General features: G+C 53.9%; 24 protein-coding genes. 7 read left to right on the top strand and 17 right to left on the bottom strand.

The window, feature by feature from the left end:
* Window positions 1-12: 12 nt before the first annotated feature.
* The 8 genes from potI to ACETPC_RS11125 all read right to left on the bottom strand — a co-directional run bounded on the left by potI (window position 13) and on the right by ACETPC_RS11125 (window position 6,955).
* Window positions 13-858, bottom strand: a complete 846-nt coding sequence (potI, locus tag ACETPC_RS11160; protein ID WP_380181358.1) for a putrescine ABC transporter permease PotI — start codon at window positions 856-858, stop codon at window positions 13-15.
* On the bottom strand, window positions 855-1,790 hold the full coding sequence (potH, locus tag ACETPC_RS11155) for a putrescine ABC transporter permease PotH (RefSeq protein WP_380181356.1): 936 nt from the start codon (window positions 1,788-1,790) through the stop codon (window positions 855-857). The genes potI and potH overlap by 4 nt, the downstream gene beginning before the upstream one ends.
* A 12-nt stretch (window positions 1,791-1,802) precedes the next feature.
* Window positions 1,803-2,936 carry a putrescine ABC transporter ATP-binding subunit PotG gene (gene potG, locus ACETPC_RS11150; RefSeq protein WP_380181738.1) on the bottom strand — a complete coding sequence of 378 codons (1,134 nt, stop codon included), beginning with the start codon at window positions 2,934-2,936 and terminating at the stop codon, window positions 1,803-1,805.
* A gap of 89 nt (window positions 2,937-3,025) precedes the next feature.
* Window positions 3,026-4,135 carry a spermidine/putrescine ABC transporter substrate-binding protein PotF gene (gene potF / locus ACETPC_RS11145; RefSeq protein ID WP_380181736.1) on the bottom strand — a complete coding sequence of 370 codons (1,110 nt, stop codon included), beginning with the start codon at window positions 4,133-4,135 and terminating at the stop codon, window positions 3,026-3,028.
* A gap of 338 nt (window positions 4,136-4,473) precedes the next feature.
* On the bottom strand, window positions 4,474-4,953 hold the full coding sequence (locus tag ACETPC_RS11140; protein ID WP_380181354.1) for a YbjN domain-containing protein: 480 nt from the start codon (window positions 4,951-4,953) through the stop codon (window positions 4,474-4,476).
* A gap of 86 nt (window positions 4,954-5,039) precedes the next feature.
* Complete coding sequence (gene rimK / locus ACETPC_RS11135; protein WP_380181352.1) at window positions 5,040-5,942, bottom strand: 30S ribosomal protein S6--L-glutamate ligase; 903 nt, start codon at window positions 5,940-5,942, stop codon at window positions 5,040-5,042.
* Window positions 5,943-5,964: 22 nt separating this feature from the next.
* The gene (gene nfsA / locus ACETPC_RS11130; protein ID WP_380181350.1) at window positions 5,965-6,687 is read right to left on the bottom strand and encodes an oxygen-insensitive NADPH nitroreductase; all 723 of its coding nucleotides are present in this window, start codon (window positions 6,685-6,687) and stop codon (window positions 5,965-5,967) included.
* Window positions 6,671-6,955 (bottom strand): YbjC family protein, encoded by a 285-nt coding sequence (locus ACETPC_RS11125; RefSeq protein WP_380181348.1) that lies wholly within the window; start codon window positions 6,953-6,955, stop codon window positions 6,671-6,673. Before ACETPC_RS11125 ends, nfsA begins: the two co-directional genes overlap by 17 nt.
* Before the next feature lie 185 nt (window positions 6,956-7,140).
* Between ACETPC_RS11125 and ACETPC_RS11120 the strand changes: the two genes are divergently transcribed.
* Complete coding sequence (locus tag ACETPC_RS11120; protein WP_147196543.1) at window positions 7,141-7,404, top strand: GrxA family glutaredoxin; 264 nt, start codon at window positions 7,141-7,143, stop codon at window positions 7,402-7,404.
* A gap of 75 nt (window positions 7,405-7,479) precedes the next feature.
* On the opposite strand, the gene ybjM is transcribed toward ACETPC_RS11120, so the two are convergent.
* Window positions 7,480-7,848 carry an inner membrane protein YbjM gene (ybjM, locus tag ACETPC_RS11115; RefSeq protein WP_380181346.1) on the bottom strand — a complete coding sequence of 123 codons (369 nt, stop codon included), beginning with the start codon at window positions 7,846-7,848 and terminating at the stop codon, window positions 7,480-7,482.
* Window positions 7,849-8,112: 264 nt separating this feature from the next.
* On the opposite strand from ybjM, the gene ACETPC_RS11110 reads away from it, so the two are divergent.
* The 3 genes from ACETPC_RS11110 to ACETPC_RS11100 all read left to right on the top strand — a co-directional run bounded on the left by ACETPC_RS11110 (window position 8,113) and on the right by ACETPC_RS11100 (window position 12,535).
* On the top strand, window positions 8,113-9,798 hold the full coding sequence (locus ACETPC_RS11110) for an aspartate:alanine antiporter (RefSeq protein ID WP_380181344.1): 1,686 nt from the start codon (window positions 8,113-8,115) through the stop codon (window positions 9,796-9,798).
* 387 nt (window positions 9,799-10,185) lie between these two features.
* Entirely contained in the window at window positions 10,186-10,791 is a 606-nt protein-coding gene (ybjG, locus tag ACETPC_RS11105; RefSeq protein WP_380181734.1) for an undecaprenyl-diphosphate phosphatase, read from the top strand.
* Between the two features lie 487 nt (window positions 10,792-11,278).
* Window positions 11,279-12,535, top strand: coding sequence for an HAAAP family serine/threonine permease (locus tag ACETPC_RS11100; protein WP_380181342.1), 1,257 nt, complete (start codon window positions 11,279-11,281; stop codon window positions 12,533-12,535).
* 53 nt (window positions 12,536-12,588) lie between these two features.
* Here ACETPC_RS11100 and ACETPC_RS11095 read toward each other — a convergent pair whose 3' ends face one another.
* Window positions 12,589-13,776: a serine hydrolase gene (locus ACETPC_RS11095; RefSeq protein ID WP_380181340.1), complete on the bottom strand. Its 1,188-nt coding sequence runs from the start codon at window positions 13,774-13,776 to the stop codon at window positions 12,589-12,591.
* Window positions 13,777-14,011: 235 nt separating this feature from the next.
* Between ACETPC_RS11095 and ACETPC_RS11090 the strand changes: the two genes are divergently transcribed.
* Window positions 14,012-14,659, top strand: coding sequence for an HAD family hydrolase (locus ACETPC_RS11090; protein ID WP_380181338.1), 648 nt, complete (start codon window positions 14,012-14,014; stop codon window positions 14,657-14,659).
* 7 nt (window positions 14,660-14,666) lie between these two features.
* On the opposite strand, the gene ACETPC_RS11085 is transcribed toward ACETPC_RS11090, so the two are convergent.
* Window positions 14,667-15,779, bottom strand: a complete 1,113-nt coding sequence (locus ACETPC_RS11085; RefSeq protein ID WP_380181336.1) for a PQQ-dependent sugar dehydrogenase — start codon at window positions 15,777-15,779, stop codon at window positions 14,667-14,669.
* 202 nt (window positions 15,780-15,981) lie between these two features.
* Here ACETPC_RS11085 and ACETPC_RS11080 point away from each other — a divergent pair, with 202 nt between their 5' ends.
* Together ACETPC_RS11080 and ACETPC_RS11075 are read left to right on the top strand one after the other, a co-directional pair.
* Window positions 15,982-16,689, top strand: a complete 708-nt coding sequence (locus ACETPC_RS11080; protein WP_380181334.1) for a phage antirepressor KilAC domain-containing protein — start codon at window positions 15,982-15,984, stop codon at window positions 16,687-16,689.
* Window positions 16,690-17,047: 358 nt separating this feature from the next.
* Complete coding sequence (locus ACETPC_RS11075) at window positions 17,048-17,902, top strand: manganese catalase family protein (RefSeq protein ID WP_380181332.1); 855 nt, start codon at window positions 17,048-17,050, stop codon at window positions 17,900-17,902.
* A 48-nt stretch (window positions 17,903-17,950) separates the two neighbouring features.
* Here the strand turns inward: ACETPC_RS11075 and ACETPC_RS11070 are convergent, their stop codons facing one another.
* The 6 genes from ACETPC_RS11070 to ACETPC_RS11045 all read right to left on the bottom strand — a co-directional run bounded on the left by ACETPC_RS11070 (window position 17,951) and on the right by ACETPC_RS11045 (window position 24,743).
* Entirely contained in the window at window positions 17,951-18,400 is a 450-nt protein-coding gene (locus ACETPC_RS11070) for a DUF4385 domain-containing protein (RefSeq protein ID WP_380181330.1), read from the bottom strand.
* 70 nt (window positions 18,401-18,470) lie between these two features.
* Window positions 18,471-19,376: a glutathione ABC transporter permease GsiD gene (gene gsiD, locus ACETPC_RS11065; RefSeq protein ID WP_380181328.1), complete on the bottom strand. Its 906-nt coding sequence runs from the start codon at window positions 19,374-19,376 to the stop codon at window positions 18,471-18,473.
* A gap of 9 nt (window positions 19,377-19,385) precedes the next feature.
* Window positions 19,386-20,306 (bottom strand): glutathione ABC transporter permease GsiC, encoded by a 921-nt coding sequence (gene gsiC / locus ACETPC_RS11060; RefSeq protein WP_380181326.1) that lies wholly within the window; start codon window positions 20,304-20,306, stop codon window positions 19,386-19,388.
* Window positions 20,307-20,360: 54 nt separating this feature from the next.
* Window positions 20,361-21,893: a glutathione ABC transporter substrate-binding protein GsiB gene (gsiB, locus tag ACETPC_RS11055; protein WP_380181324.1), complete on the bottom strand. Its 1,533-nt coding sequence runs from the start codon at window positions 21,891-21,893 to the stop codon at window positions 20,361-20,363.
* Window positions 21,894-21,926: 33 nt separating this feature from the next.
* Window positions 21,927-23,771 (bottom strand): glutathione ABC transporter ATP-binding protein GsiA, encoded by a 1,845-nt coding sequence (gene gsiA, locus ACETPC_RS11050; RefSeq protein ID WP_380181322.1) that lies wholly within the window; start codon window positions 23,769-23,771, stop codon window positions 21,927-21,929.
* 9 nt (window positions 23,772-23,780) lie between these two features.
* On the bottom strand, window positions 23,781-24,743 hold the full coding sequence (locus tag ACETPC_RS11045; RefSeq protein ID WP_380181320.1) for an isoaspartyl peptidase/L-asparaginase: 963 nt from the start codon (window positions 24,741-24,743) through the stop codon (window positions 23,781-23,783).
* Window positions 24,744-24,830 lie beyond the last annotated feature (87 nt).

The raw sequence follows: 24,830 nt of genomic DNA, 5'->3' as shown, positions 1-24,830 counted from the left end.
CCTGTTTACTCTTTAATGTCCGCCTCGCGCGCGCTGCGCATCGCGGATCCGCTGTTTCTCTTCATGTGCCATAAAGCGCCATGCCACAAAGCCAACCAGCCCTACTACAAACAAAATAAGCGAAGCCAGCGCATTAATTTCCGGGTTAATCCCTCGCCGCACCGTCGCGAAAATTTGCATCGGCAGCGTGGTAGCGCCCGGCCCGGTGACGAAGCTGGCAATAACCAGATCATCCAGCGAGAGCGTAAAGGCCAGTAGCCAGCCGGTCACAATAGCGGGCGCAATCATCGGCACGGTAATAACAAAAAATACCTTGAGCGGCGTAGCGCCCAGATCCATTGCCGCTTCCTCGATTGAGCGATCCAGCTCGCGCAGCCGCGAATTAATCACTACAGCCACATAGGCAGTACAAAAAGTGACGTGCGCCAGCCAGATAGTCAGCATGCCGCGATCGCCAGGCCAGCCAAAAGTATTGCCCATCGCTACAAACAGCAATAGCAGCGACAAACCGGTTATCACGTCTGGCATAACCAGCGGCGCGGTTAGCATAAAGGCGAAACCGGTCGATCCTTTAAAACGGCCGAATCGCACAATAACCACCGCAGCGATAGTCCCCAGAATGACCGCCGCTGTTGCCGACAAGGCGGCGATGGTCAGGCTAAGCGTCACCGCACTAATCATCGCGCCATCATGGAACAGGACTTTGTACCAGTGCAGTGAAAAACTCTCCCATGCGGCCAGCTGGGATGAGTTAAAGGAATAGACCACCAGCAGCGCCATAGGCGCGTAGAGGAAAAAGAAACAGAAGATCAGGATTGCGATGCGCCACGGCGAGCGCACGGTCGGCAAAGCGCTCATGCTTTTTCCTCCGGCGTTTTATTCTGATGTTTATGGAACCAGATAATCGGCACGATCAGGATCAACAAAATAATCACAGCCAGCGCCGAAGCCACCGGCCAGTCGCGGTTGTTAAAGAATTCCTGCCAGAGTACGCGGCCGATCATAATGCTGTCCGGGCCGCCGAGCAGTTCCGGAATAACGTATTCGCCAACGGCGGGGATAAAGACCAGCATAGAGCCGGCAATAATGCCGCCTTTGGTCAGCGGCACCACCACGCTGAAAAAGGTTTTCAGCGGCGTTGCGCCCAGATCCAGCGAAGCCTCCACCAGCGAGTAGTCGATACGCGTCAGCGCTGTATAGATCGGCAGCACCATAAAAGGCAGATAGCAGTAAATGATGCCGATATAAACCGCCAGATTGGTATAGAGGATCGCCAGAGGATGGTCGATCACGCCTGTCCACAGCAAAAAGCGGTTCAGCACGCCGTTTTCGTTAAGAATACCCATCCAGGCGTAAACGCGCACCAAAAAGGAGGTCCAGGAGGGCAGGATCACCAGCAGCAGCAGGATATTGCGGGTCGAAGGCGAGCTGTGGGCCACGGCCCACGCCAGCGGATAGCCGATAACCAGGCAGGCGACGGTGGAAATAGCCGCAACCTGAAGCGAATGCAGGTAGGCGTCAAGATAAAGCGGATCGTCGGTTAGCGTCAGATAGTTGCCAAAATTTATCACTGTCGTCAGCTGACCATCCGCCCAGCTCATCAGATCCGTATAAGGCGGTATCGCTCGGGCGATATCGGCAAAACTGATTTTCAGCACCATCAGAAACGGCAGCAGGAACAGCAGTACCAGCCACAGGTAAGGCAGCGCGATAACCAGCTGACGGCTTGAGCGAAGCCTGGTCAGCAGAGCCGGACGTGTGGCAGAGGGTTTTCTTGCGCGTTGCGTCATTGATTCCTCCCGCTACTGCGTCAGTACGACGCAGCTGTCCGTATCCCAGCAGAGACGAACTTCGTCTCCCCATGTCGGTGTGCCTTTGCGGAAGCGGAAAGCATTCTGCAATTGGGCGCTGATCATCTGCCCACTATGCAGGCGCACATGGTAGATAGAGAGATCGCCTAAATAGGCGATGTGCACCACCTCGCCAACGGCGAAGTTGCAGCCGTCCGCTGGAACCTGCTCGCACAGCATTACTTTTTCCGGGCGCAAGGCTACGTGCACCGGCACGCCGTCTACTATTGAAGCGTCCGAATCCACCTTCAGTGGATGGATCAGTCCCGGGCTGTCAATAATCAGGCCATCCGGCTGGCGCTGGCGCAGCAGACCTTCAAAAAGATTGACCGAGCCGATAAACTCCGCGCTGTAGCGCGTGGTTGGGTGCTCATAAATTTCTTCCGGCTCACCAATCTGCACAAATTTACCGCGGTTCATAATAGCGATGCGGCCAGCCATGGTCATCGCCTCTTCCTGATCGTGCGTTACCATTACGCAGGTAGCGCCGACGCGCTCCAGGATATCCACTACTTCGAGCTGCATGCGGTCGCGCAGTTTTTTATCCAGCGCGCCCATCGGTTCGTCCAGCAGCAGCAGCTTAGGCCGTTTCGCCAGGCTGCGAGCCAGCGCTACCCGCTGCCGCTGCCCGCCAGAGAGCTGATGCGGCTTACGTTTCGCGTACTCTTCCATATGTACCAGCGCCAGCATTTCCGCAACGCGGGCGGTGATTTCCGCTTTGGAAAGCTTATCCTGCTTCAGGCCAAAGGCGATATTTTGTTCCACCGTCATATGTGGGAACAATGCATAGGACTGGAACATCATGTTCACGGGCCGCTGATAGGGAGGCACATGCGAGAGATCCTGGCCGTCCAGCATAATCTGCCCGGCGCTTGGCGTTTCAAAGCCAGCCAGCATACGCAGCAGCGTCGACTTGCCGCAGCCGGAAGCGCCTAACAGCGCGAAAATCTCGCCCTTATAAATAGTCAGGTTGACATCGTCAACCGCGTGCTGCCCGTCAAAGGACTTGGTGAGATTGCGGATTTCCAGCAGCGGCGTAACGGCCTTGCTGACTTTTTTTTGCGGGCGTGGGATCGCGTCGTTCACTTCCATTACACTCCGGCGCTGTGAAAACGGACTTGCCGTATAAGAAAACAGAGGCGAGCACGCCTCTGTAATGGTCAGTCGGGCCTTAACTACTTGCCACTTTTAACTTTAGTCCATGCCCGCGTCCGCACACGATCGAGTTTCGGATCCTGGACTTTCAGCACAAACAACTTAGCCATTGTTTCCGGCGTTGGGTAAATCCCCGGGTTATTGCGGACGGCCTCATCCACCAATGGTACCGAGGCTTTATTGCCGCTGGCGTAAAAGATTTTATTGGAGATGTTCGCCATCACGGCCGGTTCCATCAGGTAATTCAGGAACTGATAGGCCTCGTCCAGATTCTTCGCATCTTTCGGAATAGCCAGCATATCGAAGAACGCCAGCGCGCCCTCTTTAGGAATGCTATAGGCGATATTCACGCCATTTTTAGCGGCGGCAGCGCGGTTTTTCGCCTGCAACACGTCGCCAGCCCAGCCGATAGCCACACAGGTATTGCCGTTGGCCAGATCGTTGATGTACTGCGAAGAGTGGAAGTAGCGAATGCTCGGACGCAGCTTCAGCAGCAGATCGGTCGCCGCGCCGGAATAATCTTTAGCATCGCTGCTATTGGGATCTTTACCCAGATAATTCAGTACGGTAGCGAAGATCTCTTCCGGCGCGTCCAGGAAGGAGACGCCACAGCTTTTCAGCTTTTCCAGGTTTTCCGGCTTCAGCACCAGATCCCAGCTGTTGACAGGCGCATCCTTGCCCAGCGCAGCTTTTACCTTATCAACGTTATAGCCGATACCGGTCGTGGCCCACAGATAAGGAATAGCGTATTTATTGCCCGGATCGTGCTGTTCGACTTTTTTCAGCAGATCGGGATCGAGATTTTTGTAGTTCGGCAGCTTGCTCTTATCGAGCGGCTGGAATACGCCGGACTGCAGCTGCCGCGCCAGGAAACTGGAGGACGGCACCACGATATCATAGCCGGTGCTGCCAGCCATCAGCTTGCCTTCCAGCACCTCGTTGGAGTCGAAAACATCGTACACCACCTTAATGCCGCTCTGCTTTTCAAAGTCAGGCACGGTGTTGGGCGCGATATAGTCAGACCAGTTATAGACATGCAGCGTCTTATCCGCCGCTATCGATCCGGCGGAAACCGCCATTACCATGCCGGCAACCGCGCCCGACAACCATTTTTTACGCTGGTTGAACATGTTTTCCATCCTCCTGAGCAGAGATTAATATGACGCACGCCATCTTCGCTAAATGTAGAGCTGCTGTTAAATAGAAAAAACCTATACCCGCCGAGGCGTTATATGCGGTGCCGCAAGGATAGCCCCACTGTTCAGGCCAGGCCATAGCTGCGGATAAAAAACGCCATTTATCGATATTAGTCTGGTTTTACTCTACAGGGGCGAGCTGTCAGGAGGAAAAAGCCGCAGTAAATCTGGCAAAAACGCTATTTAAGCAGCATAAACAAAGGTAGAGGTACGACGTAAGGCGGGAAACAAAGATTATTCAGGGCCGATCGGCCCTGAATTTTTAGCGGAAATCAGTGCAGCATAGAGTGCGAAGCGATAAACTCGCCGCGCTCTTCTTCTTCGCTTGCCATCAGCAGATGATTAGCAAAAGCCTCCATCACCACCATAGAGATCTGCTCTTCGCTTTGCTTCATAAAATGCACGAACTGGCCGTAGGTCAGCCCGGCCGTGACGCTTAGCGACTGGCAAACAATCAGCTTGGGCAGATTGTCATCCTGAATATCTACAAAAGCTTTGACGGTCAGCGAACTGGCATTGATCTGCGACAGATCGCCCACCAGCGGGATCAGCGCGGTTGGCTTAACCTCTGCCAGGGCGGAAAACAGGATAACGTTGTCCACCAGATCCAGTTTGGCATCAAACACCCCGTCGAAATTTTGCATATGCGGCAGGTGAAGCGCCTGACAGGAGTCGCACTCAAACCAGGTGATGCTTTGCTGATCCAGCCAACGTCGTAAAAGATCGATATCGGGAACGACGAGTGAATCCATTTAATTACTCTCTGACTGCCTTAAAATTGCGCCCTAGCTTACGTAAAAACGTTGCTAAACACCACGATTGTCGATGAAATATCCGCTCAACCGCCGGTTTTCAGACAGAAACCAGGTTTTGCCTGCTGTTCGATCCAGGCGATCATCTGGACGGCGATATCCATTCCGGTGGTTTTTTCAATGCCTTCCAGTCCCGGTGACGCGTTGACCTCCATAACCAGCGGCCCGCGCGCTGCGCGTAAAATATCAACGCCGGCAACGTCCAGCCCCAGCGTAGCCGCCGCTTTGACGGCGATTTCTCTTTCGCTGTCGGTAATTTCCACCCGACGCGCTTTGCCGCCGCGGTGCAGATTAGAGCGAAAGTCCCCTTCCCTTGCCTGCCGCTCAATAGCCGCCACAACCCGGCCACCAATCACCAGACAGCGAATATCTCTGCCTTCGGCCTCTTTGATAAACTCCTGCACCAGAATATGCGCGTTCAGGCCGCGAAAGGCGTCGATAACGCTTTCCGCCGCCTGACGCGTTTCTGCGAGCACCACGCCGATGCCCTGCGTGCCTTCCACCAGTTTGACCACCAGCGGCGTGCCGCCAACCATTTTAATCAGGTCGCTGGTATCGTCCGGCGAGTGGGCAAAGCCGGTAACGGGCATAGGAACGCCCTCTCTGGCGAGAAGCTGCAGCGAACGCAGTTTGTCGCGCGCGCGAGTAATGGCCACCGATTCGTTTAGCGGATAGCTGCCACAGACTTCAAACTGGCGCAAAACCGCCGTGCCGTAAAAAGTAATAGCCGGGCCAATACGCGGAATAACCGCGTCGTAATGGCTTAGCTGTCTGCCACGATAGTGAATGGCAGAAGAACCCGGATTGATATTCATGTAGCAGGAAAGCGGATCTATAACTTCGACGCAGTGGCCGCGCGCCTGCGCGGCCGTCAGCAGCCGCTTACAGGAGTAGAGCGAGCCGTCACGGGAAAGAATCGCTATTTTCACCCGATTTCTCCGAAAGGGTTTTTTATCGTGTGGCCCAGCCTTGCTTATGCAGGTAGTCCAGCATAAAAGGCCGACTTTCTTTGATAATGGTTTTTTGAATATGCTCGCTCCAGCTTTCGCGCCGTGCGTTGCTTTCCCGCGTCAGATAATATTCTTCGTGCTGCGCGTCGTAGGCGGCCAGCGTTTCTGGCGCAATCGGCTGGTAGCTGTTCTCATGCACCAGCATAGCGGCGGGCATACGCGGCTTCAGCTGCGGCGTTTGCGCTGGCCAGCCCAGACAAAGACCAAACAGCGGCAGCACAAATTTTGGCAGGCCCAGCAGTTCGGTTACTTCCTCGATACCGTTGCGGATACCGCCAATATAGACGCCGCCCAACCCTAATGACTCTGCGGCTACCATCGCGTTTTGTCCCATCAGCGCGGTATCCACGCAGCCTAACAGTAGCTGTTCTGCCAGACCCAGCTGTGCTTCGGGGCAAATCTGCAGATGGCGATTAAAATCCGCACAGAACACCCAAAACTCGGCGGCCTGAGCAACATATTTTTGTCCGCCGGTCAGGCCGACCAGCTGCTCGCGCTTCGCTTTATCGGTAACGCGAATAATAGAAGAACATTGCAGAAAACTGGAGCTGGAAGCGGACTGGGCCGCGGCGATAATCGCCTCTCTTTCAGCCTCACCGACAGGCTGGTCGGTAAAAGATCGAATGGATCGGTGAGCGCAAAGTAGCTCAATGGTCGGCGTCATGCTTTTCTCCTGGTTTGTGCCTGTCAGACACGTTAAATAGCTCCGGCGCCATCGCTTTGGCCGTACGCCACATCATTACGGCAGCGGCGGGCAGCATCAGAGCAATACCAACGATAAGCAGGATGGTGGCGGCGGCCGGGCCAGAAAAAGATGCGGGCAAGGGTAGCATTTGATGAAGCGCGAAGTAAGAGAGCAGCAGTATAATTCCTCCCAGCGCTTCCGCCACCAGCACCGCTTTGGGCATGCCGCTAAAGGTAAAAGCGCGCATAACGGCTCCTTAAGTAAAATGGCAGGATTATTAAAGCTTAAACGCTTTTCACTCTATAGATGAAACGAATTAGAGCGACAGGCAATTCCTTCTTTCTTTCACCGGCGGAAGCGGGCATCATAAGCGCCATTACGTGATAAGTTGTGATGTACATCACACAAAATTTGGCCTTTGAGGAGAACCCTATGTTTGCTGTAATTTTTGGACGTCCTGGCTGTCCTTATTGTGTCCGCGCGAAAGAACTGGCTGAGAAGCTGACCGAAGAGCGTGAAGACTTTAACTTCCGCTATGTGGATATCCACGCTGAAGGCATTACCAAAGCCGACCTGGAAAAAACCGTAGGTAAACCTGTTGAAACCGTTCCGCAGATTTTCCTCGACCAGAACCACATTGGCGGCTGCACTGATTTCGAAGCCTACGCAAAAGAAAACCTGGGCCTGTTCCAGTAAGCATTTCGGGTTGCAAAAAAGAGGATCGCCTGGCGGTCCTCTTTTTTTTTTGCATAACCCATGCTGGACGGGCATTTAACTATGAGAATGCCAGAACAGCGTGCGGCAGAGCATAACGCCAAGCGCGCCGGACCCGCACCAAAAAATGGCGCTGGTGTCGAAAGCCAGCTCCTGCAAAAGCGCACCGTAGTGCAGCGAATAGTAATGAAGAAAAATCAGGCAGAACGGCGTAGCCAGGAGAGCACCCAGCAAAGCGATCGTTAGCGGGTGATCTTTTGAAGTCAGCGCCGCGATAGCGCCAGGCAGCGTAAACATCAGCAAACCCGGTCTTGCCTGCGCCCAGGCCGTTCCTTCGATAACCATACCGTAACGTACCGCCAGGAAAACGAGGCTGTAGAGTACAAAACTAATGGCTACGCTTGTCCAGGACATACCCTTAAACATAATAGGATCTTCTCTCGGTAATTGACGTTATCACCTGGCCAGAATGGTCTTAGGCCGACTTTCCCCGTTATCAATAACCAAAAAGCCGTGGCTTTTGCTGGCTGAAAAAGCGTGAAGCGATTAAAATGGCGGCCGTTTTATCTGGCGCTGGGCTGTAATTCGTGGAAAACCCTGAATGTTGCCGCTGCTCTGCTGGCAGTGCAATAAATTTAGCGCAAAACACCCTTTATTTCAACATCTTACTAGTAAACAAGAAGTTAAACCGTGAATATAAACGTCGCAGATTTGTTAAGTGGAAATGACATTCTGTTATTATTCGTCGTACTGGCGCTGGGGTTATGCCTGGGTAAATTACGACTGGGTTCGGTCCAACTGGGTAATTCTATTGGCGTTTTAGTTGTTTCGCTTCTGCTTGGCCAGCAGCATTTCGCTATTAATCCCAACGCGCTTAATCTGGGCTTTATGTTATTTATTTTTTGCGTGGGTGTGGAAGCCGGGCCTAATTTTTTTTCAATTTTCTTTCGCGACGGTAAAAATTATCTGATGCTGGCGCTGGTCATGGTCAGCAGCGCCGTGCTGATCGCGCTGGGGCTGGGCAAGCTGTTCGGCTGGGATATCGGCCTGACGGCGGGCATGCTGGCGGGCTCGATGACCTCTACCCCGGTGCTGGTCGGCGCTGGCGATACGCTAAGGCATACCTATGCCAGCGGCGCGGTGCTGAGCCAGGCGCAAAGCAATCTCAGCCTGGGCTATGCGCTGACCTATCTAATCGGTCTGGTTAGCCTTATCTTCGGCGCACGCTATCTTCCTAAACTTCAACATCAGGATTTGCCCACCAGCGCGCAGCAAATCGCTCGGGAACGTGGCCTGGATGCTGAGCAGCGTAAGGTTTATCTGCCGGTTATCCGTGCCTATCGCGTCGGGCCAGAGCTGGTGGCCTGGATCGATGGCAAAAACCTGCGCGAGTTGGGCATTTATCGTCAGACAGGCTGTTATATAGAACGTATTCGCCGCAACGGCATTTTGGCTAACCCGGATGGCGATGCGGTATTGCAACAGGGCGATGAGATTTCGCTGGTTGGCTACCCGGATGCGCATTCACGCCTTGACCCCAGCTTCCGCAACGGTAAAGAGGTATTTGACCGCGATCTGCTGGATATGCGCATCATTACCGAAGAGATAGTGGTAAAAAACAACAATGCCGTTAACCGGCGTCTCAGCCAGCTTAAGCTGACCGATCACGGCTGCTTTCTTAACCGTGTTATCCGCAGCCAGATCGAAATGCCGATTGATGACAGCATTATCCTGAACAAAGGCGATGTGCTGCAGATCAGCGGCGAGGCGCGACGGGTAAAATCGGTAGCCGATCGCATCGGTTTTATCTCTATTCATAGCCAGGTCAGCGATCTGTTGGCTTTCTGCGCCTTCTTTATTATTGGGTTGATGGTGGGCATGATTACCTTCCAGTTCAGCCGCTTCAGCTTTAGCGTCGGCAACGCGGCCGGTTTGCTGTTCGCCGGTATTATGCTGGGCTTCCTGCGCGCTAACCACCCAACCTTTGGCTATATTCCCCAGGGCGCACTGACCATGGTGAAAGAGTTTGGCCTGATGGTATTTATGGCGGGCGTGGGCCTCAGCGCGGGCAGCGGACTTTCACAGGGTATGGGCGATACCGGACTGCTGATGCTGGCCGCCGGGCTGACCGTCAGCTTACTGCCGGTCGTGATCAGCTTTGTCTTCGGCGCCTGGGTATTAAAAATGAACCGCGCCCTGTTGTTTGGCGCCATTATGGGCGCGCGAACCTGTGCGCCAGCCATGGAGATAATCAGCGATACGGCGCGTAGTAATATTCCGGCGCTGGGCTACGCTGGCACCTATGCTATTGCCAACGTGCTGCTGACTCTGGCCGGTACTTTGATCGTCTTAATCTGGCCAATGGCGGGCGGTTAAAATAATTTCTGCTGGCGTGCGAACTTTTATCGCCGCCCGCAGTCATAATTAATGCCACTGCTTTTCTTTGAAATCCCCGGATTGTGGAGCCCGTTAATCTTTTGATTGACGGGTTTTTTTCTTTGCGCTTTCCACGCTTATCGCTTCCCGCCGTTTTTTTCATCCTTAAACCTTAACGAAACGACAACCGCTTTCTCAATTAAGAACGAGACTATTTATCTTTTGTTTACTCGCTTCTACTTTATCCCGCTGACAGACAGGGAGCGCCTTTGTCATCCCGCCAGACGGGCACCGCGACTCCCTGGCTCTGCTCCGGTCGGCCCGATCCGGCCCGTTTTCACTTTCAGGTAACTGTCTGCCTGCTGAACAAGATGAGGAAATAATATGCTGGAAGCGCTGAACCGATCGCTGTTTCTCTGGATTAACGCCACGCCCGAAACGCCCTCCTGGCTGATTTCGCTGGCGACGCTTACGGCCCGCGATCTGATTACCGTCGTGCCTGTGCTGATCGTCGCGCTATGGCTGTGGGGCCCGGAACATCAGCTTGGTTCGCAGCGCCGTCTGGTATTAAAAACCGCCATTGCCCTGGGCGGAGCGCTGACCGTTTCCTGGCTTATCGGCAGCGTTTATCCTCATCCTCGCCCTTTTGTGATGGGTGTTGGCCATCAGTTTCTGGCGCATGACGCCACCGAATCCTATCCCAGCAATCACGGCACCATTATTTTCACTTTTGCTATCGCTTTCTTATGCTGGCACCGCATCTGGTCAGGCATAGTGCTGCTGGCTGTCGGACTGGCTATCGCCTGGTCGCGTATTTTCCTTGGCGTGCACTGGCCGATGGATATGCTGGGCGGTTTGCTGCTTGGCATGCTTTCCTGTCTGGCGGCCCAGGTTGCATGGCACTTCTGCGGGCAGCGTCTGTTAAACAATATTTCCGTGCTTTACCGCCTGCTGTTTGCTTTTCCTATTCGTAAAGGCTGGGTGCGTGAATAATAACCAGATGATTGATGTGCAATAATTTTCTATTCAGATAATTCGCATCAAACCTGTTTGCGCAACCGGGCTAAATAATTAGTGGTTATTATTCGCCTGTTGCGCAACCAAATAAAAATAGCCCAGCCAGTAGGCGCTTGTATAAAATAAATTACAAATATCAATAAGATAGAAAAGACACGGTTTTGGCCTGCACATTATTCACGCAATCAAACAGGGTGCAAACATGGCTTATCTGACTGGATTAAGACCATTTCGCCAGATTTTTCCTCCATGATAAATATTTCATTCAGTTTAACATCCTGTAAAATCCCTTTTAAATATGATGCCCGGGTCTAATAAAGCCGTATTTTCTTCTTTCTTCTTCCAATTCTGATGGTAGAGTGTTGCTCGCCACAGCCAGAGTAGTTAATTAAATAATCTTTGCCGGGCAGGCTTTTCCTGCGGCAGATTATTTAATTTATTATTTTCAACCGGGAGATTGTTAATGGAGTCAACCAAAACGGTGCCGCTGTCGCCGACAGAAGCGGCAGAGTGGCGTAAAAGCGATACCGTCTGGATGCTTGGCCTGTACGGCACCGCTATCGGTGCGGGCGTGCTGTTTTTACCGATTAATGCCGGTATTGGCGGGCTCATTCCGCTGATTATTATGGCGATCCTCGCTTTCCCCATGACTTTCTTCGCCCATCGCGGCCTGTGCCGATTTGTGCTTTCAGGGCGCGGAGAGCGCGACATTACCGGGGTAGTAGAAGAGCATTTCGGCGCGGGCGCCGGAACTCTGCTTACTCTGCTCTACTTTTTTGCGATTTACCCTATCCTGCTGGTCTACAGCGTGGCGATAACCAATACGGTAGAAAGTTTTATCACTCACCAGCTGCACTTAGAAGCGCCGCCACGAGCGCTGCTGTCGCTGATTTTAATCGCAGGCCTGATGAGCATCGTCCGTTTCGGCAAGGAGATGATCGTTAAGACCATGAGCATGCTGGTTTATCCCTTTGTTTTTGTGCTGATGGCGCTGGCGCTCTATCTGATCCCGCACTGGAACACGACGATTTTCCAGCATGTAGACAGCAGCGGCAAAGGCCTGTGGATGACGCTCTGGCTGGCAATCCCGGTAATGGTGTTCTCTTTTAACCACTCGCCGATTATCTCTGCTTTCGCCGTGGCGAAGCGTCAGGAATATGGCGATAAAGCCGCGGAGAAATGCTCGCGCATTCTGGCCCGCAGCCACCTGATGATGGTGGTAACGGTCATGTTTTTCGTGTTCAGCTGCGTGCTTTGCCTGTCGCCGGAAAACCTGGCGGAAGCGAAAGTGCAGAATATTTCGATTCTTTCCTATCTCGCTAACCATTTTGATACGCCGCTGATGGCCTGGCTGGCGCCGCTGATCGCTATGGTCGCCATCACCAAATCCTTTTTGGGTCACTACCTGGGCGCGAGGGAAGGCTTTAACGGTCTGATCGCCAGAACGCTGCGCAATCCGCCAGCGGAAAGCAAGCTGAACCGAATCACGGCGATCTTTATGTTCCTGACCACCTGGTTTGTCGCAACGCAAAACCCCAGCATTTTGGGTTTAATCGAGACGCTGGGCGGGCCGGTTATCGCCGTTCTGCTGTTCCTGATGCCGATGTACGCCATTAATAAAGTGCCTTCGATGCGTCAGTACAGCGGCAAAATCAGCAATGTTTTCGTGGTGCTGGTTGGACTGGTGGCGATATCCGCTATCGCTTACGATCTGTTCTGAACAATCCACGCGCCACGGATGGCGCGGTCACCGTACCCCTTCAGGTTTCTGCCTTAACTAAACCACTTAGCAAACCAGCCATTTAGCTTCATCATGACAAAATCGCCGATGCGGCTAAAGAAACCGCCCTCTTTGACCTCTTCCATTACCACCAGCGGCCGCTGCTCAACGGTTTTGCCATCCAGCTGAAAGTTGATGGTGCCGACAACCTGATTTTTGTTTAGCGGCGCGGTCAGCTGAGGCTGGTTCAGCGTAAAGCTCGCCTTAAGCGCTTTTACCTGGTCTTTTGGTAGCGTAATGGCGGCATCCTGCGCTACGCCCAGCTTCACTTCCTTTTTGTCGCCAAACCAGACCCTTTGCGTAGCGAATGGCTGACCAGCTTTTATTGGCGTTGTCGTTTCATAAAAGCGAAAGCCCCAGGTCAGCAATTTTTCGCTTTCACGAAAACGGATGGCATCCGTGGCGGCGCCCAATACTACGGAAATCAGCCGCTGATCGCCCGCAGTCGCCGAAGCCACCAGGTTATTGCCCGCGCCTGCGGTATGGCCGGTTTTGATGCCGTCGACATTCAGGTTACTGCTCCACAACAGGCGGTTGCGGTTGTACTGTTTTATCTTATTAAAAGTAAACTCCTTTTCTTTGTGCAGCGCGTACTCTTCCGGTACATCGTGGATTAATGCCTGCCCAAGCAGCGCCATATCCCGCGCGGTGCTGTACTGCCCATTAGCATCAAGACCATGTACGGTCTTAAAATGAGTATTCTTTAACCCAAGCACTTTTACGTAGCTGTTCATTAACCCTACAAAGGAATCCTGGCTGCCTGCCACATAGTCTGCCAGAGCGATACTGGCATCGTTGCCGGACTGGATCACCACACCCTTATTCAGCTCGGAAACCGGAATACGGTCACCGGGCTTTAAGAACATCAGCGAGGATCCCTTCAGTAACGGATTACCGGTGGCCCAGGCGTCTTTACCAACGGTGACCAGGTCGTCGTTATGAATTTTGCCGGCTTTCATCGCCTGGCCGATAACATAGCTGGCCATGATCTTGGTCAGGCTGGCCGGATCGAGGCGCTCATCCTCATTAAACGCTGCCAGCACTTTTCCGCTCTGGTAATCCATCAGGATCCATGCCTTAGCCTCTATCTGCGGCGGTGGAGGCGCTTCTTCGGCCTGACCAGCGAAAGAGGTAAAAAGCAATAGCAGGGAAAGCGTGGCGGAGGAAGGCAAAATCTTCATGGCGGGTTTCAGATATCCTTATGAAAGATAATAAATTTATAGCGGGGCGGAATCAGCGTCCCTTACGCTATCCTTTATAACGCGGAAAAAGAACCGCGATTCCGTAAAGTTTCTTAAAAGTTATTAGAGAAATTTAATCCCGACCAACAGGTGTTATTCCGATTTTTAAACACGCTATCAGGACGGTCATAAAAGTCCGCTAATCTGAACAGAGTCTCTCAGTGGAGTTATAACCATGGATTTAGCGCTGTTCGATCTTGATGAAACGCTTATTTGCGAGGACAGCGCCAGCCTCTGGTCGCGCTGGCTGGTTTCGCAGGGCTATGCACCGGCCTCTTTGGTTGAACAGGAAAGAGCGCTAATGGCCCGCTACAGCCAGGGGTTGCTGTCGGCAGAGGAATATATGCAGGCCACGCTCTCACCGCTGGCTGGTATGGGCACGCTTACCGTTTCCGGCTGGGTCAGGCGATTTATTCAGCGCGATATTTTGCCGCGTGTCTATCCTTCCGCTCGCGAAAGAGTGACCTGGCATCAGCAACGCGGCGACAGGGTTATAGTAGTCTCTGGCGGCGGCGATCATCTGGCCGCGCCCATTGCGCAACAGCTTGGCGCTCATGGCGCGCTGGCTGTAGGGGTAGAAATTGTTGACGATCGCTATAGCGGTCTGATTTGCGGCACCGCATGCAGCAAAGCGGGCAGGCTGACGCACTGGCTGGCAACGCAGAACCCTGCACAGTTTGACCAAACCTGGGCTTATAGCGATTCCGTTGATGATTTGCCGATGCTGGAACAGGCCGACCGCGCGACGGTGGTTAATCCAGCCGGGCCGCTACATCAGCTTGCGCAGCAGCGCGGCTGGGAGATCTGTCGTTGGGTAAAATAAGCCCGGTTTATTTCAGTCCGACTCTGAGCAGCTTGCCGTTGGCTTCATCCGTCAGTACATAAAGGTAGCCGTCCGGGCCTGTGCGCACATCGCGGATACGCTCGCCGCGGTCTTTGAGCAGGCGGGATTTTTCTACAACTTTATCGCCGTCAACGCCTAAATGGATAAGGCTTTTATCTTTTAAGGCGCCGATAAACAGCGAGTTTTTCCATTGTGGAAAGCGATCGCCATTGTAGAAAGCCATCCCGCTTACTGCCGGAGAAACTTTCCAGTAGAGCTGCGGCTGTAGCGTGTCGGCTGCTTCACCGCCCTGTGAACCCGGTACTTTTTCGCCGCTGTAGTCTATTCCCCACGTCGCCAGCGGCCAGCCGTAATTTTCGCCCTTGCGCAACAGATTCACCTCATCGCCGCCGCGCGGGCCGTGTTCGTTTTCCCACATTTGCTTCGTCCAGGGATTAAATGCCAGCCCTTGTGGATTACGCATGCCGTATGTCCAGATTTCCGGTCTGGCGTTCTTTTTATGCACAAAGGGATTATCTTCAGGCACGCTGCCGTCCGCTTTCAACCGCACTATTTTGCCGGTGAGCTTTGTTAAATCCTGTGCAGTAGCGGCCTGGAAATTATCGCCAAAGCTGATAAAAAGATAACCCTTATCGTCGAAAGCCAGTCTGGCACCAAGATTGGCCCCGCTGGAAAGCTTTGGTTGCTGGCGCAGCACAACCCGAAAGTTTTCGAGACCGTTATTGGCGTTATTTAACGTGCCGTAACCTACCACCGCGCCTGCTTTCCCGCTGCTGTCCGCCTCGGTGTAGCTAAGCCAGACGCGCCTGCTTTGCGCAAAATCAGGCGCCAGCGCTACGTCCAGCAGACCGCCCTGACGTTCGGCCCACACCTTTGGCACGCCAGCCAAAGGCGCAGACAGCCCTTTGCCCTCTCGCCACAAGCGAAGCTTGCCGTCACGTTCGCTAATCAGCAATCCCTGGTTTTCCGGCAGGAAGGCAACGGCCCAGGGATGGTTTAGCCCTTCTTGTAATTCTGTGACGGTAACTTCTTCAGCGATAGCAGCGCCTGCGGTAACAAGCGAAACGCCAAACAGAACGGTTTGCAGCAGTCGGGACATGCTTTTTCTCCTGAAAAATAGCGGCTGGATAGAGTCTGGCAGAGATGCGCGCCAGGCGGATTACCTTTACAAAAAATCAAAATTAGTAAGGGATTCAGATAACTCGATCGCTTAAAAAAAGTACTGGATATTTAAACAGGCAGTTGTATAATATTTCTACTGCCCGCTCGGGTGTCTTTTGAAAAGCTTGGGGGTAAAACCTATGATGATTTCGCCAGAAAACTTCAGCTCGCTGAATCAATCGGTCACGATGAGCAGCCGGGAAATCGCGAAACTGGCCGGTATTCCGCATGGCGAAGTAAAACGGCTGATCAAAACGCTGGAAACCACGCAGCGCCTTTCCCAGCCGTTAACGATTGGCGTTTATGAACGTGATGGCGAGACTCGTCAGGAATACTGCCTGAACAAACGCGATTCGCTGCTCGCGGTAGCGCGTCTTGCGCCAGCCTTCATTGCCCAGGCCCTGGATAGCTGGCAGGAGCGCGAGAGAAACACCCGCCTGCCGGATTTTACCAATCCAGCCGCGGCGGCGCGTGCCTGGGCCGAACAGTTTGAGCAGCGTCAGGCTGCGGAGCAACAGCTTGCCCTGTTCGCCCCCAAGGCAGAGTTCTTTGACCGTTTCGTGCAGGTTGAAGATTCGCTGGGCTTTCGCCAGCTCTGCAAAATGCTCAAGGTCAAAGAACCCGATTTCCGTCAGTTCTTGTTCGAGCGCAATATTATGTACCGTGCTAACGGCGCGCTGATGCCGCAGCAGCACCATGTGCAGGCAGGCTATTTTACGGTGCGTACCAGCGTGGGCGAAAATCTGCATGCATTTTCACAGGCTCGCTTTACGGCCAAAGGCGTGAAGTGGGTCACGAACCTGTGGGCGGCGCATCTTGCTACCCAGGCAAAAGGCGCAGCGGCATAAACGTCTTTTCCCGGCCATGGAATGGCCTGCCAGTAGCATGTTGTAACTATAAAAGGATTATCCGATTAATCCGAACGATGATGGCTTTCCACCACGTCCTGGCAAGGGCTTCCATCTCTAAATGAAAAATGTAATCGATTGAATTAACGTGATTTTTATAAAGCATTCCGATTTTTCTTGTCTCTTTTTACTACAGCGCCTGGCGCGTTCTTTTCCCCTTCCCGTACCCTCTGTGTCGTTCTCTTTGCAGCTATTCAGCCGACTGAAATGAGAATTTTTCGCGTCAGTCTTTCAATCTCAACGATTTCAACCAGGCTTATTGCGTTGCATAACTAACGTAACCCACCAGGAGGAAATCATGTTTCATCATTCATCGAAACTGCAATATCCGGTAAAAGTCGACAAGCCCGATCCAGAGTTTGCCATGCTTCTGCAGCAGGCCATCGGCGGTGTCGAAGGGGAAATACGTGTTGCCATGCAATACTTCTTTCAGGCAATGGGCATGCGCGGCGATCCAAGAATCAAAGATCTGCTGATTTCTACGGCCACTGAAGAGCTGGCCCATATCGAAATGCTGGGCCACGCTGTGGCGCTGAACCTTGAAGGTGCGCCGCTCTCTTATCAGGAAGAGTCTGCAAAGGATCCGGTAGTTAACGCGATTCTGGGCGGGATGAATCCACGCCATATCCTTTCTTCCGGGCTGGCAGCCATGCCGGTTAACGCGAACGGCATGGCTTTCGATATGAGCCATATCTACGCTTCCGGCAACGTTGCGGCGGATATGCTGGCAAACGTTACCGCAGAAGCTACGGGACGCGTGCTGGCAACACGCCTCTACAATCTGACGGAAGATAAAGGGATGAAAGATTTCCTCTCCTTCCTGATTGCCCGCGATACCATGCACCAACAGCAGTGGCTGGCGGTAATCGAGGATATGGGCGGTATCGGCGCCTCCATGCCAATTCCAAACAGTTTCCCGCAGTCGGAAGAGGCAAGCGAGCACTCTTACTACTGCCTGAATACCTCGCTGGATAAGCCGCTGCCGAAAGGCCGCTGGAGCGAAGGCCCGGCCTATGACGGCGTCGGCCAGTTTACCGCGAAAGAAAAGCCGGAAATTCTGGGTCAGGAACCGCTGCTCGGCCCGGCAAAACCAGGCTCAGGCGCGCAGAAGGAGCAAATGCTGCCTGACGATGTAGCCGCATTGAAAAAGTAATAATCACAGGCCGCTTAACCGCGGCCCTTTTATTTCCCGCCTTCCGCTTCAACCGTATTTAGCCTGATGCGCTTTTTTACGCTTCAGATAATCTTCATCTTCACGGAGTTTATCCCAATACCCTTTAAAGATTGCGGCGGCTGCGGCCTTCTCTTCATTAACGTGGTACGGTAATACGTTACGATCTTCATCATACTTACGGCCGCCTTTATGATTGGCGTAGCGCCTGGCGCGGGTATAGCCCATCTGAATAAACTTACGCGCCATATCCATACCGACAAAATCGTCTTTCTCGCGATACGCTTCAAACAGTTCCATAATTTTCTTTGCGGAGACCTCCGCAATCGCCGGCGTTTTAAAACGCCAGTGCGGTAATATTTCACCTTTATAAGGCTCGACCATCAGTACGCCCTGCTCGCCTCTTCCTACCTGATAAAGCTCAGGATGTTGGCGAAAATCAGTGGTTTTAAAATCCTGCTGGTAATCAAACTCCTTCATGGCCAGACCTCCCTCTGGATAAAAGAGTAAGTCTGGCACAGGAAATAAAAAAAGCGCGGCAGGACAATGGTCAGCTTTTCAGTTTGGGATCCAGCGCGTCCCGCAGGCCGTCGCCCAGCAGATTAAATGCCAGCACGGTAAGAAAGATGGCGAGGCTTGGGAAGATTGCCACATGCGGCGCCATCACCATATCTGCTCTCGCCTCGTTTAACATCGCGCCCCATTCCGGCGTTGGCGGCTGCGCGCCCAGACCCAGAAAAGAGAGGCTGGCGGCAGTGATAATAGAGGTGCCGATACGCATGGTGAAATAAACCACAATAGAAGAAAGCGTGCCCGGCAAAATATGGCGCAGAATGATAGTCATATCGCCAGCGCCAATGCTCCTTGCGGATTCAATATAGGTCATCTGCTTCAATACCAGCGTGTTGCCGCGCACTAAGCGGGCAAAAGCGGGAATACTGAAAATAGCTACGGCAATGACAACATTAGCCATGCCGCTGCCCATAATCGCCACTACGGCGATGGCCAGTAAAATCCCCGGGAAAGCGAACAGCACATCGCTGATGCGCATAATGATCCTGTCCCACCAGCCTTCATAATAGCCTGCCAGCAACCCCAGCAGCGTACCGATCGCCGCACCGATAGCCACGGAAAAGAAGCCTGAAATCAGCGATAGCCGCGTTCCCAGCAGCACACGACTAAAAATATCGCGGCCCAGCGAATCCACGCCGAACCAGTGCATTGCCGATGGCCCTTCCGTTAAACGATCGTAATCGAAATAGTTTTCTGCATCGAAAGGCGCTATCCAGGGCGCAACAAAGGCTACTACGATAAGCAGAACCACAAACAGGCCAGCGACCATCGCCACTGGCTGACGGCGGAAACGCCGCCAGAACTCTCGCCAGGGCGTTCGCACGCGATGTTGCTCTATCCCTGGCATTGCGGCCAGCGCCGCGCTACGTCGCCAATTCTTCATCGCCCGTCCTTATTTATAGCGAATGGCCGGGTTAATCGCCGCGTAAAGCATATCGACAACCAGGTTGATAAGAATAAATTCCAGTGAAAACAGCAGCACTTCTGCCTGTACCACCGGATAATCACGCATCTCCACAGAATCCACCAGCAGACGCCCCAGGCCAGGCCAGTTAAAGACCACCTCCACCACAATCGAGCCGCCGAGTAAAAAGCCAAATTGCAGGCCCATCATGGTAACAACCGGGATCATGGCGTTGCGCAAACCATGCTTGACTACCACCAGCGATTCGCGCACTCCCTTTGCCCTTGCAGTGCGCATGTAGTCTTCCTGCATCACCTCAACGAAGGAAGCGCGTGTAAAGCGCGCCATCACCGCAGCGACGGCCGCGCCCAGCGTAATGGAAGGAAGAATATAGTTACGCCAGCCATCTGCACCGACGGTTGGCAGCCAGCCCAGCTCTACGGAGAAAATCTGCATCAGCAGCATTCCAAGCGCAAAGGCGGGAAAAGAGATGCCGGATACGGCCAGCGTCATCCCCAGGCGATCCGGCCAGCGATTGCGCCAGACGGCGGAAACTATTCCGATAGCCATGCCGAACACCACCGACCATACCATGCTGCTCAGCGTCAGCCACAGCGTAGGCAAAAAGCGCTGGGCAATCTCTGCCGAAACTGGCCGCCGGGAAACCATCGACTGGCCAAAGTCGCCTTGCAGCGCGTGGCTGATAAAATGCCAAAATTGCTGAATAAGCGGCTGATCCAGGCCAAGCTGCTGGCGCACCAGCGCTACTACGGTGGCATCCGCTTCTGGCCCGGCTACCAGCCTCGCCGGATCGCCCGGCAGCATATGGACAAACAGAAAAACCAGCACCGCCACGATCAGCAGCGTGGGGATCAGACCCAGCAGGCGTTTAATAAAATAGTTAAGCATACTTTTCCCTGCGCTTTACGGCAGCGCCGCTATTGACCGGCGCTGCCGCAGCGGCTACTTCAGATCGGCGTCGTCAAAGCTGAAAGAGGTGTCCGGCATCACATAGAAGCCCGTCAGGTTTTTGGTATTGGCTGAAACCAGCTTCTCTACCACCAGCGGTGCCCACGGACGATCGTTCCAGATACGATCCTGCGCGTCTTTATACAGCGACGCTTTCTTTTCATTGTCGGTAGTGTTCAGCGCGTCGGCTAAATCTTTATCCACCTGCGGATTGCTGTAGAAGGCCGTATTGAAGATAGTCGGCGGCCAGGACTGGGTAGCGAACAGCGGCGTCAGCGCCCAGTTGGCTTCGCCTGTTGAGGCGCTCCAGCCGGTATAGAACATCTTCACGCCGCTCTCTTTCTGGCCTTTATCCTCGACCTGGGCCGCACGCTGTCCCGCATCCATTGCGGTAACCGTAACCTTAATGCCAACCTGCGCCAGCTGCTGCTGAGTAAACTGTAAAACCTTTTGCGCCGTGCTGTGGTTATGAGAAGACCATAGCGTGGTGCTGAAACCATTTGGATAGCCCGCTTCTTTTAACAGCTCGCGCGCTTTAGCCGGGTTGTATTGTGGTGCCGGGTAGCTTTGCGCATACTGAATCGATGGCGGCACTATACCGGTAGCCGGCTCGGCATAGCCGGCAAAAGCGACCTTCACCAGCGCCTGGCGATTGATGGCATAGTTGATCGCTTCACGCACTTTTGGATTGTCGAACGGCTTTTGCGTAACGTTAAAACTGATATAGCGCTGCATGATCGACGGTGAAGTCACTAAATCCAGCTTGTTGTTTTTCTCCAGCAGTTTGGCCTGCTCGTAGGGAATAGGGAAAGCAAAGTTTGCCTCGCCGGTTTGCAGCATAGCGGCACGGGTATTGTTATCCACCACCGGACGCCAGGTAATGCTGTCCAGCTTCGGATAGCCCGGCTTCCAGTAGCCCGTGAATTTTTTTACCTTTACAAAATCGGTCTGGTTCCAGGTCTCCAGCTCGTAAGGGCCGGTTCCCACCGGATGGAAACCGATCTCTTTACCATATTTTTTCAACGCCGTTGGCGAAATCATTGCTGCTGCCGGGCTGGCAAACGTATTGATAAAGGCAGAGAACGGCTGCTTCAGGGTAATTTTTACCGTAGTGGGATCGACCACTTCCGTTGTCGCCACCGACTTAAACAGGTTATAGCGCTTGAGATGATTATCCGGATTACTGGCACGATCCAGATTCACCTTGACCGCTTCGGCATTGAAATCGGTACCGTCCTGAAACTTAATGCCGCTGCGCAGCTTGATGGTATAGGTTAGTCCATCCTTGCTGGCCTCATAGCTCTTCGCCAGCACGTTAACCAGCTTCATCTCTTTATCGAAGCCGAACAGCCCCTGATAGAAGGATTTGGCTACCGCCTGCGATAGCGTGTCATTAGCGTCGTAAGGATCGAGCGTAGTGAAGTTTGAACCTACGGCAATCACGGCGTCCTTCGCCGCCCAGGCCGGTATCGCCGCCAGGCCGCTCAGGATCCCGGCAGCCACCAGCAGCTTGCGTTTCATAATCATGCTTTTTCTCCTGTGATGTTATTGTGCAGCACTTCAGACGGCGTGACGGGCGACATAATGCCCGGCGCTGACTTCCACCAGCTTCGCTACTTCCGGCTCGTCGCCTACGGCCCGAATCGGGCTGGGTATTTCATCTACCAGTAGCGCCCTTTCGCGGTGACGATGATGAGGGTTGGCTACCGGCACGGCGGACATCAGCTTGCGCGTATAGGGATGCTGAGGGTTTTCAAATACGGCCTGACGTGAACCTATCTCTACGATTTGCCCCAGGTACATTACCGCGACGCGATGGCTGATCCTTTCTACCACCGCCATATCGTGGGAAATAAACAGAAAAGCGATGCCGAATTCACGCTGCAAATCCATCATCAAATTGACGATTTGCGCCTGTACGGAGACATCAAGTGCTGAAACGGATTCATCAGCGATAACCACTTTAGGATTCAGCGCCAGCGCGCGGGCAATACAGATACGCTGCCGCTGGCCGCCGGAAAATTCATGCGGGTAGCGTCGCGCATGTTCCGGCAGCAGGCCAACGCGTTCCAGCAGCCAGGCAACCCGCTCCTCGGCCTCTTTGCCTTTTGCCACGCCGTGCACTAACAGAGGTTCCATAATGGAGAAGCCAACTGTTAGTCTGGGATCGAGCGAAGCGTAGGGATCCTGGAAAATAAACTGGATATCGCGCCGCAGATGGGAAAGCGCGGCGCCGCTGAGATTATCGATGCGCTGGCCATTAAAGGTAATAGTACCGCCCTGGCTGGCGACCAGCCGCAGCAGCGAACGGCCGGTGGTGGATTTGCCGCAGCCTGATTCGCCGACCAGCGCCAGAGTTTCGCCCGCATGCAGATCGAAGCTGACTTTCTCCACGGCATGTACGCGGCGCGTCACGCGATTCAGGATACCGCTGCGAATATCGAAGCGTGTAACCAGATCGCGCACCTGTAGCACCGGCGGCGACTCTGCGATTACCGTATCCTGCGCTTCCTCTTGCCTTTCACCGTCCGGCGTAATTAAAGGGAAACGCGCCGGGAAAGGTTTGCCTCGCATCGCGCCCAGTTTGGGCACGGCGGCCAGCAGCGCCCTGGTATACTCCTGCTGCGGCTGCTGAAAAATTGCCTCTACCGGGCCGGTCTCTACCACATCACCGCGATACATGACCTGGACACGGTCGGCCATCTCCGCCACTACGCCCATATCGTGCGTAATAAAAATTACGCCCATTTGCATCTCTTTTTGCAGCACGCGGATCAGCTGCAGGATTTGCGCCTGGATAGTGACATCCAGCGCCGTGGTAGGTTCGTCGGCAATCAGCAACGCAGGTCGGCAGGAGAGCGCCATGGCGATCATTACCCGTTGGCGCATACCGCCGGAAAGCTGATGTGGGAAGCGCCCCAGCACGTTGCGAGCCTCGGGGATACGCACCAGATCCAGCATGCGCTCCGCCTCTTTCAACGCCTCGCGGCGGCTCATTCCCTGATGCAGGATAATGGATTCCGCTATCTGATCGCCGACGGAAAAAACCGGGTTCAGCGAGGTCATTGGCTCCTGAAAAATCATCGCCATATCGGCGCCGCGCACGCTGCGCAGCCCTGATTGCGGCATAGTAGCGAGGTCAATAACCTCGCCGTTACGGCGCCTCAGCCAGATTTCGCCGCTGTCGATTTGGCCGCCGCCCTGCTCCACCAGCCGCATCAGCGCCAGCGAGGTGACGGATTTCCCCGAGCCGGATTCACCCACAATAGCCAGCGTTTCGCCACGCTGCACCTCAAGCGACAAATTTTTAACCGCGCGCACAGTTTCGCTTTCCTGCTTAAAACTGACGCTCAAGTTTTTGACCGACAGAACCTGTCCGGCGGACAGGTCGGATCCACTGGCCATCCTGACTCCCTATTCTTCGCGATAGATTCCTACGTTTGGCGCATCGCCCACGTAGCCAAAACCCCGATACATGCCTTCACTGTTAAAGGGCAGCGCAATATTGCCTTCGCGGTCTATCGCTATCACGCCGCCGCTGCCGCCCAACACTTTTATTTTTTCCATCACTACCCGCTCGCTGGCTTCTTTCAGCGACAGGCCGCCGTATTCCATCAGCGCCGCAATATCGTAGGCTGCCAGCGTACGCATAAATACTTCGCCGCTACCGGTGCAGGAAACCGCCACGTTGGCATTGTTGGCATAGCAGCCTGCGCCTGGAATGGGCGAATCGCCTACGCGTCCGACCTGCTTATTGGTCATGCCGCCGGTAGAGGTAGCCGCCGCCAGATTCCCTGCTTTGTCCAGCGCTACCGCGCCTACGGTACCGAATTTACGGTCTGGATCCAGCGGATCGTCGGAAGCCTGCGCCGCGCCATCATGATCCAACAGCGTTTGCTGGGTTGCCAGCGCGCGTTGCAGTTGTTCCCAGCGCTCTGGCGTAGAGAAAAAATCAGGTGCTACAGGCGCAAGCCCTTGTTCGAAAGCAAAATTCTCCGCGCCCTCGCCGATAAGCATGACGTGTGGGCTTTTTTCCAGCACGGCTCGCGCCGCCAAAACTGGATTGCGCACTTGCTTTACTCCGGCAACCGCGCCCGCTTCCAGTGACCTTCCATCCATTATGCAGGCATCAAGTTCATGCGTACCCTGATGGGTAAACACGGCGCCTTTACCCGCGTTGAACAGCGGACACTCTTCCAACTGGCGCACGGCTTCTGTTACCGCATCCAGCGCGCTGCCGCCGTTTGCTAAAATGGCTTGTCCACTGGTGACAATGGCTGAGAGCGCCTCAATATAAAGCCGCTCTTTCTCTGCGCTCATGCTGGCGCGGGCAATAGCCCCGGCGCCGCCGTGAATAACGATCGCTGATCTGCTCATAATCCGTTTTACCCTGCGTGCCAAATCGGCAAGAAAAACACTGTGTTAGAATAGTTTTGTCAAATTGTGACCGTTTTTGACTATAGG

The sequence above is a fragment of the Pantoea sp. sgz302252 genome, assembly GCF_042610525.1.
GTDB lineage: Bacteria > Pseudomonadota > Gammaproteobacteria > Enterobacterales > Enterobacteriaceae > Erwinia.
This window is presented reverse-complemented; position numbering and strand designations above follow the sequence as displayed.

Excerpts from the sequence above, each read along its gene's own strand:
- nfsA (WP_380181350.1), bottom strand. The coding sequence starts at position 6,687 with ATGACGCCGACCATTGAGCTACTTTGCGCTCACCGATCCATTCGATCT.
- ACETPC_RS11085 (WP_380181336.1), bottom strand. The coding sequence starts at position 15,779 with ATGTCCCGACTGCTGCAAACCGTTCTGTTTGGCGTTTCGCTTGTTACC.
- gsiB (WP_380181324.1), bottom strand. The coding sequence starts at position 21,893 with ATGATTATGAAACGCAAGCTGCTGGTGGCTGCCGGGATCCTGAGCGGC.
- ACETPC_RS11100 (WP_380181342.1), top strand. The coding sequence starts at position 11,279 with ATGGAGTCAACCAAAACGGTGCCGCTGTCGCCGACAGAAGCGGCAGAG.
- gsiD (WP_380181328.1), bottom strand. The coding sequence starts at position 19,376 with ATGAAGAATTGGCGACGTAGCGCGGCGCTGGCCGCAATGCCAGGGATA.
- potF (WP_380181736.1), bottom strand. The coding sequence starts at position 4,135 with ATGTTCAACCAGCGTAAAAAATGGTTGTCGGGCGCGGTTGCCGGCATG.
- gsiC (WP_380181326.1), bottom strand. The coding sequence starts at position 20,306 with ATGCTTAACTATTTTATTAAACGCCTGCTGGGTCTGATCCCCACGCTG.
- ACETPC_RS11125 (WP_380181348.1), bottom strand. The coding sequence starts at position 6,955 with ATGCGCGCTTTTACCTTTAGCGGCATGCCCAAAGCGGTGCTGGTGGCG.
- potH (WP_380181356.1), bottom strand. The coding sequence starts at position 1,790 with ATGACGCAACGCGCAAGAAAACCCTCTGCCACACGTCCGGCTCTGCTG.
- ACETPC_RS11045 (WP_380181320.1), bottom strand. The coding sequence starts at position 24,743 with ATGAGCAGATCAGCGATCGTTATTCACGGCGGCGCCGGGGCTATTGCC.
- ACETPC_RS11070 (WP_380181330.1), bottom strand. The coding sequence starts at position 18,400 with ATGAAGGAGTTTGATTACCAGCAGGATTTTAAAACCACTGATTTTCGC.
- ACETPC_RS11075 (WP_380181332.1), top strand. The coding sequence starts at position 17,048 with ATGTTTCATCATTCATCGAAACTGCAATATCCGGTAAAAGTCGACAAG.
- ACETPC_RS11095 (WP_380181340.1), bottom strand. The coding sequence starts at position 13,776 with ATGAAGATTTTGCCTTCCTCCGCCACGCTTTCCCTGCTATTGCTTTTT.
- ACETPC_RS11140 (WP_380181354.1), bottom strand. The coding sequence starts at position 4,953 with ATGGATTCACTCGTCGTTCCCGATATCGATCTTTTACGACGTTGGCTG.
- potI (WP_380181358.1), bottom strand. The coding sequence starts at position 858 with ATGAGCGCTTTGCCGACCGTGCGCTCGCCGTGGCGCATCGCAATCCTG.
- ACETPC_RS11090 (WP_380181338.1), top strand. The coding sequence starts at position 14,012 with ATGGATTTAGCGCTGTTCGATCTTGATGAAACGCTTATTTGCGAGGAC.
- gsiA (WP_380181322.1), bottom strand. The coding sequence starts at position 23,771 with ATGGCCAGTGGATCCGACCTGTCCGCCGGACAGGTTCTGTCGGTCAAA.
- ybjM (WP_380181346.1), bottom strand. The coding sequence starts at position 7,848 with ATGTTTAAGGGTATGTCCTGGACAAGCGTAGCCATTAGTTTTGTACTC.
- ACETPC_RS11080 (WP_380181334.1), top strand. The coding sequence starts at position 15,982 with ATGATGATTTCGCCAGAAAACTTCAGCTCGCTGAATCAATCGGTCACG.
- ACETPC_RS11120 (WP_147196543.1), top strand. The coding sequence starts at position 7,141 with ATGTTTGCTGTAATTTTTGGACGTCCTGGCTGTCCTTATTGTGTCCGC.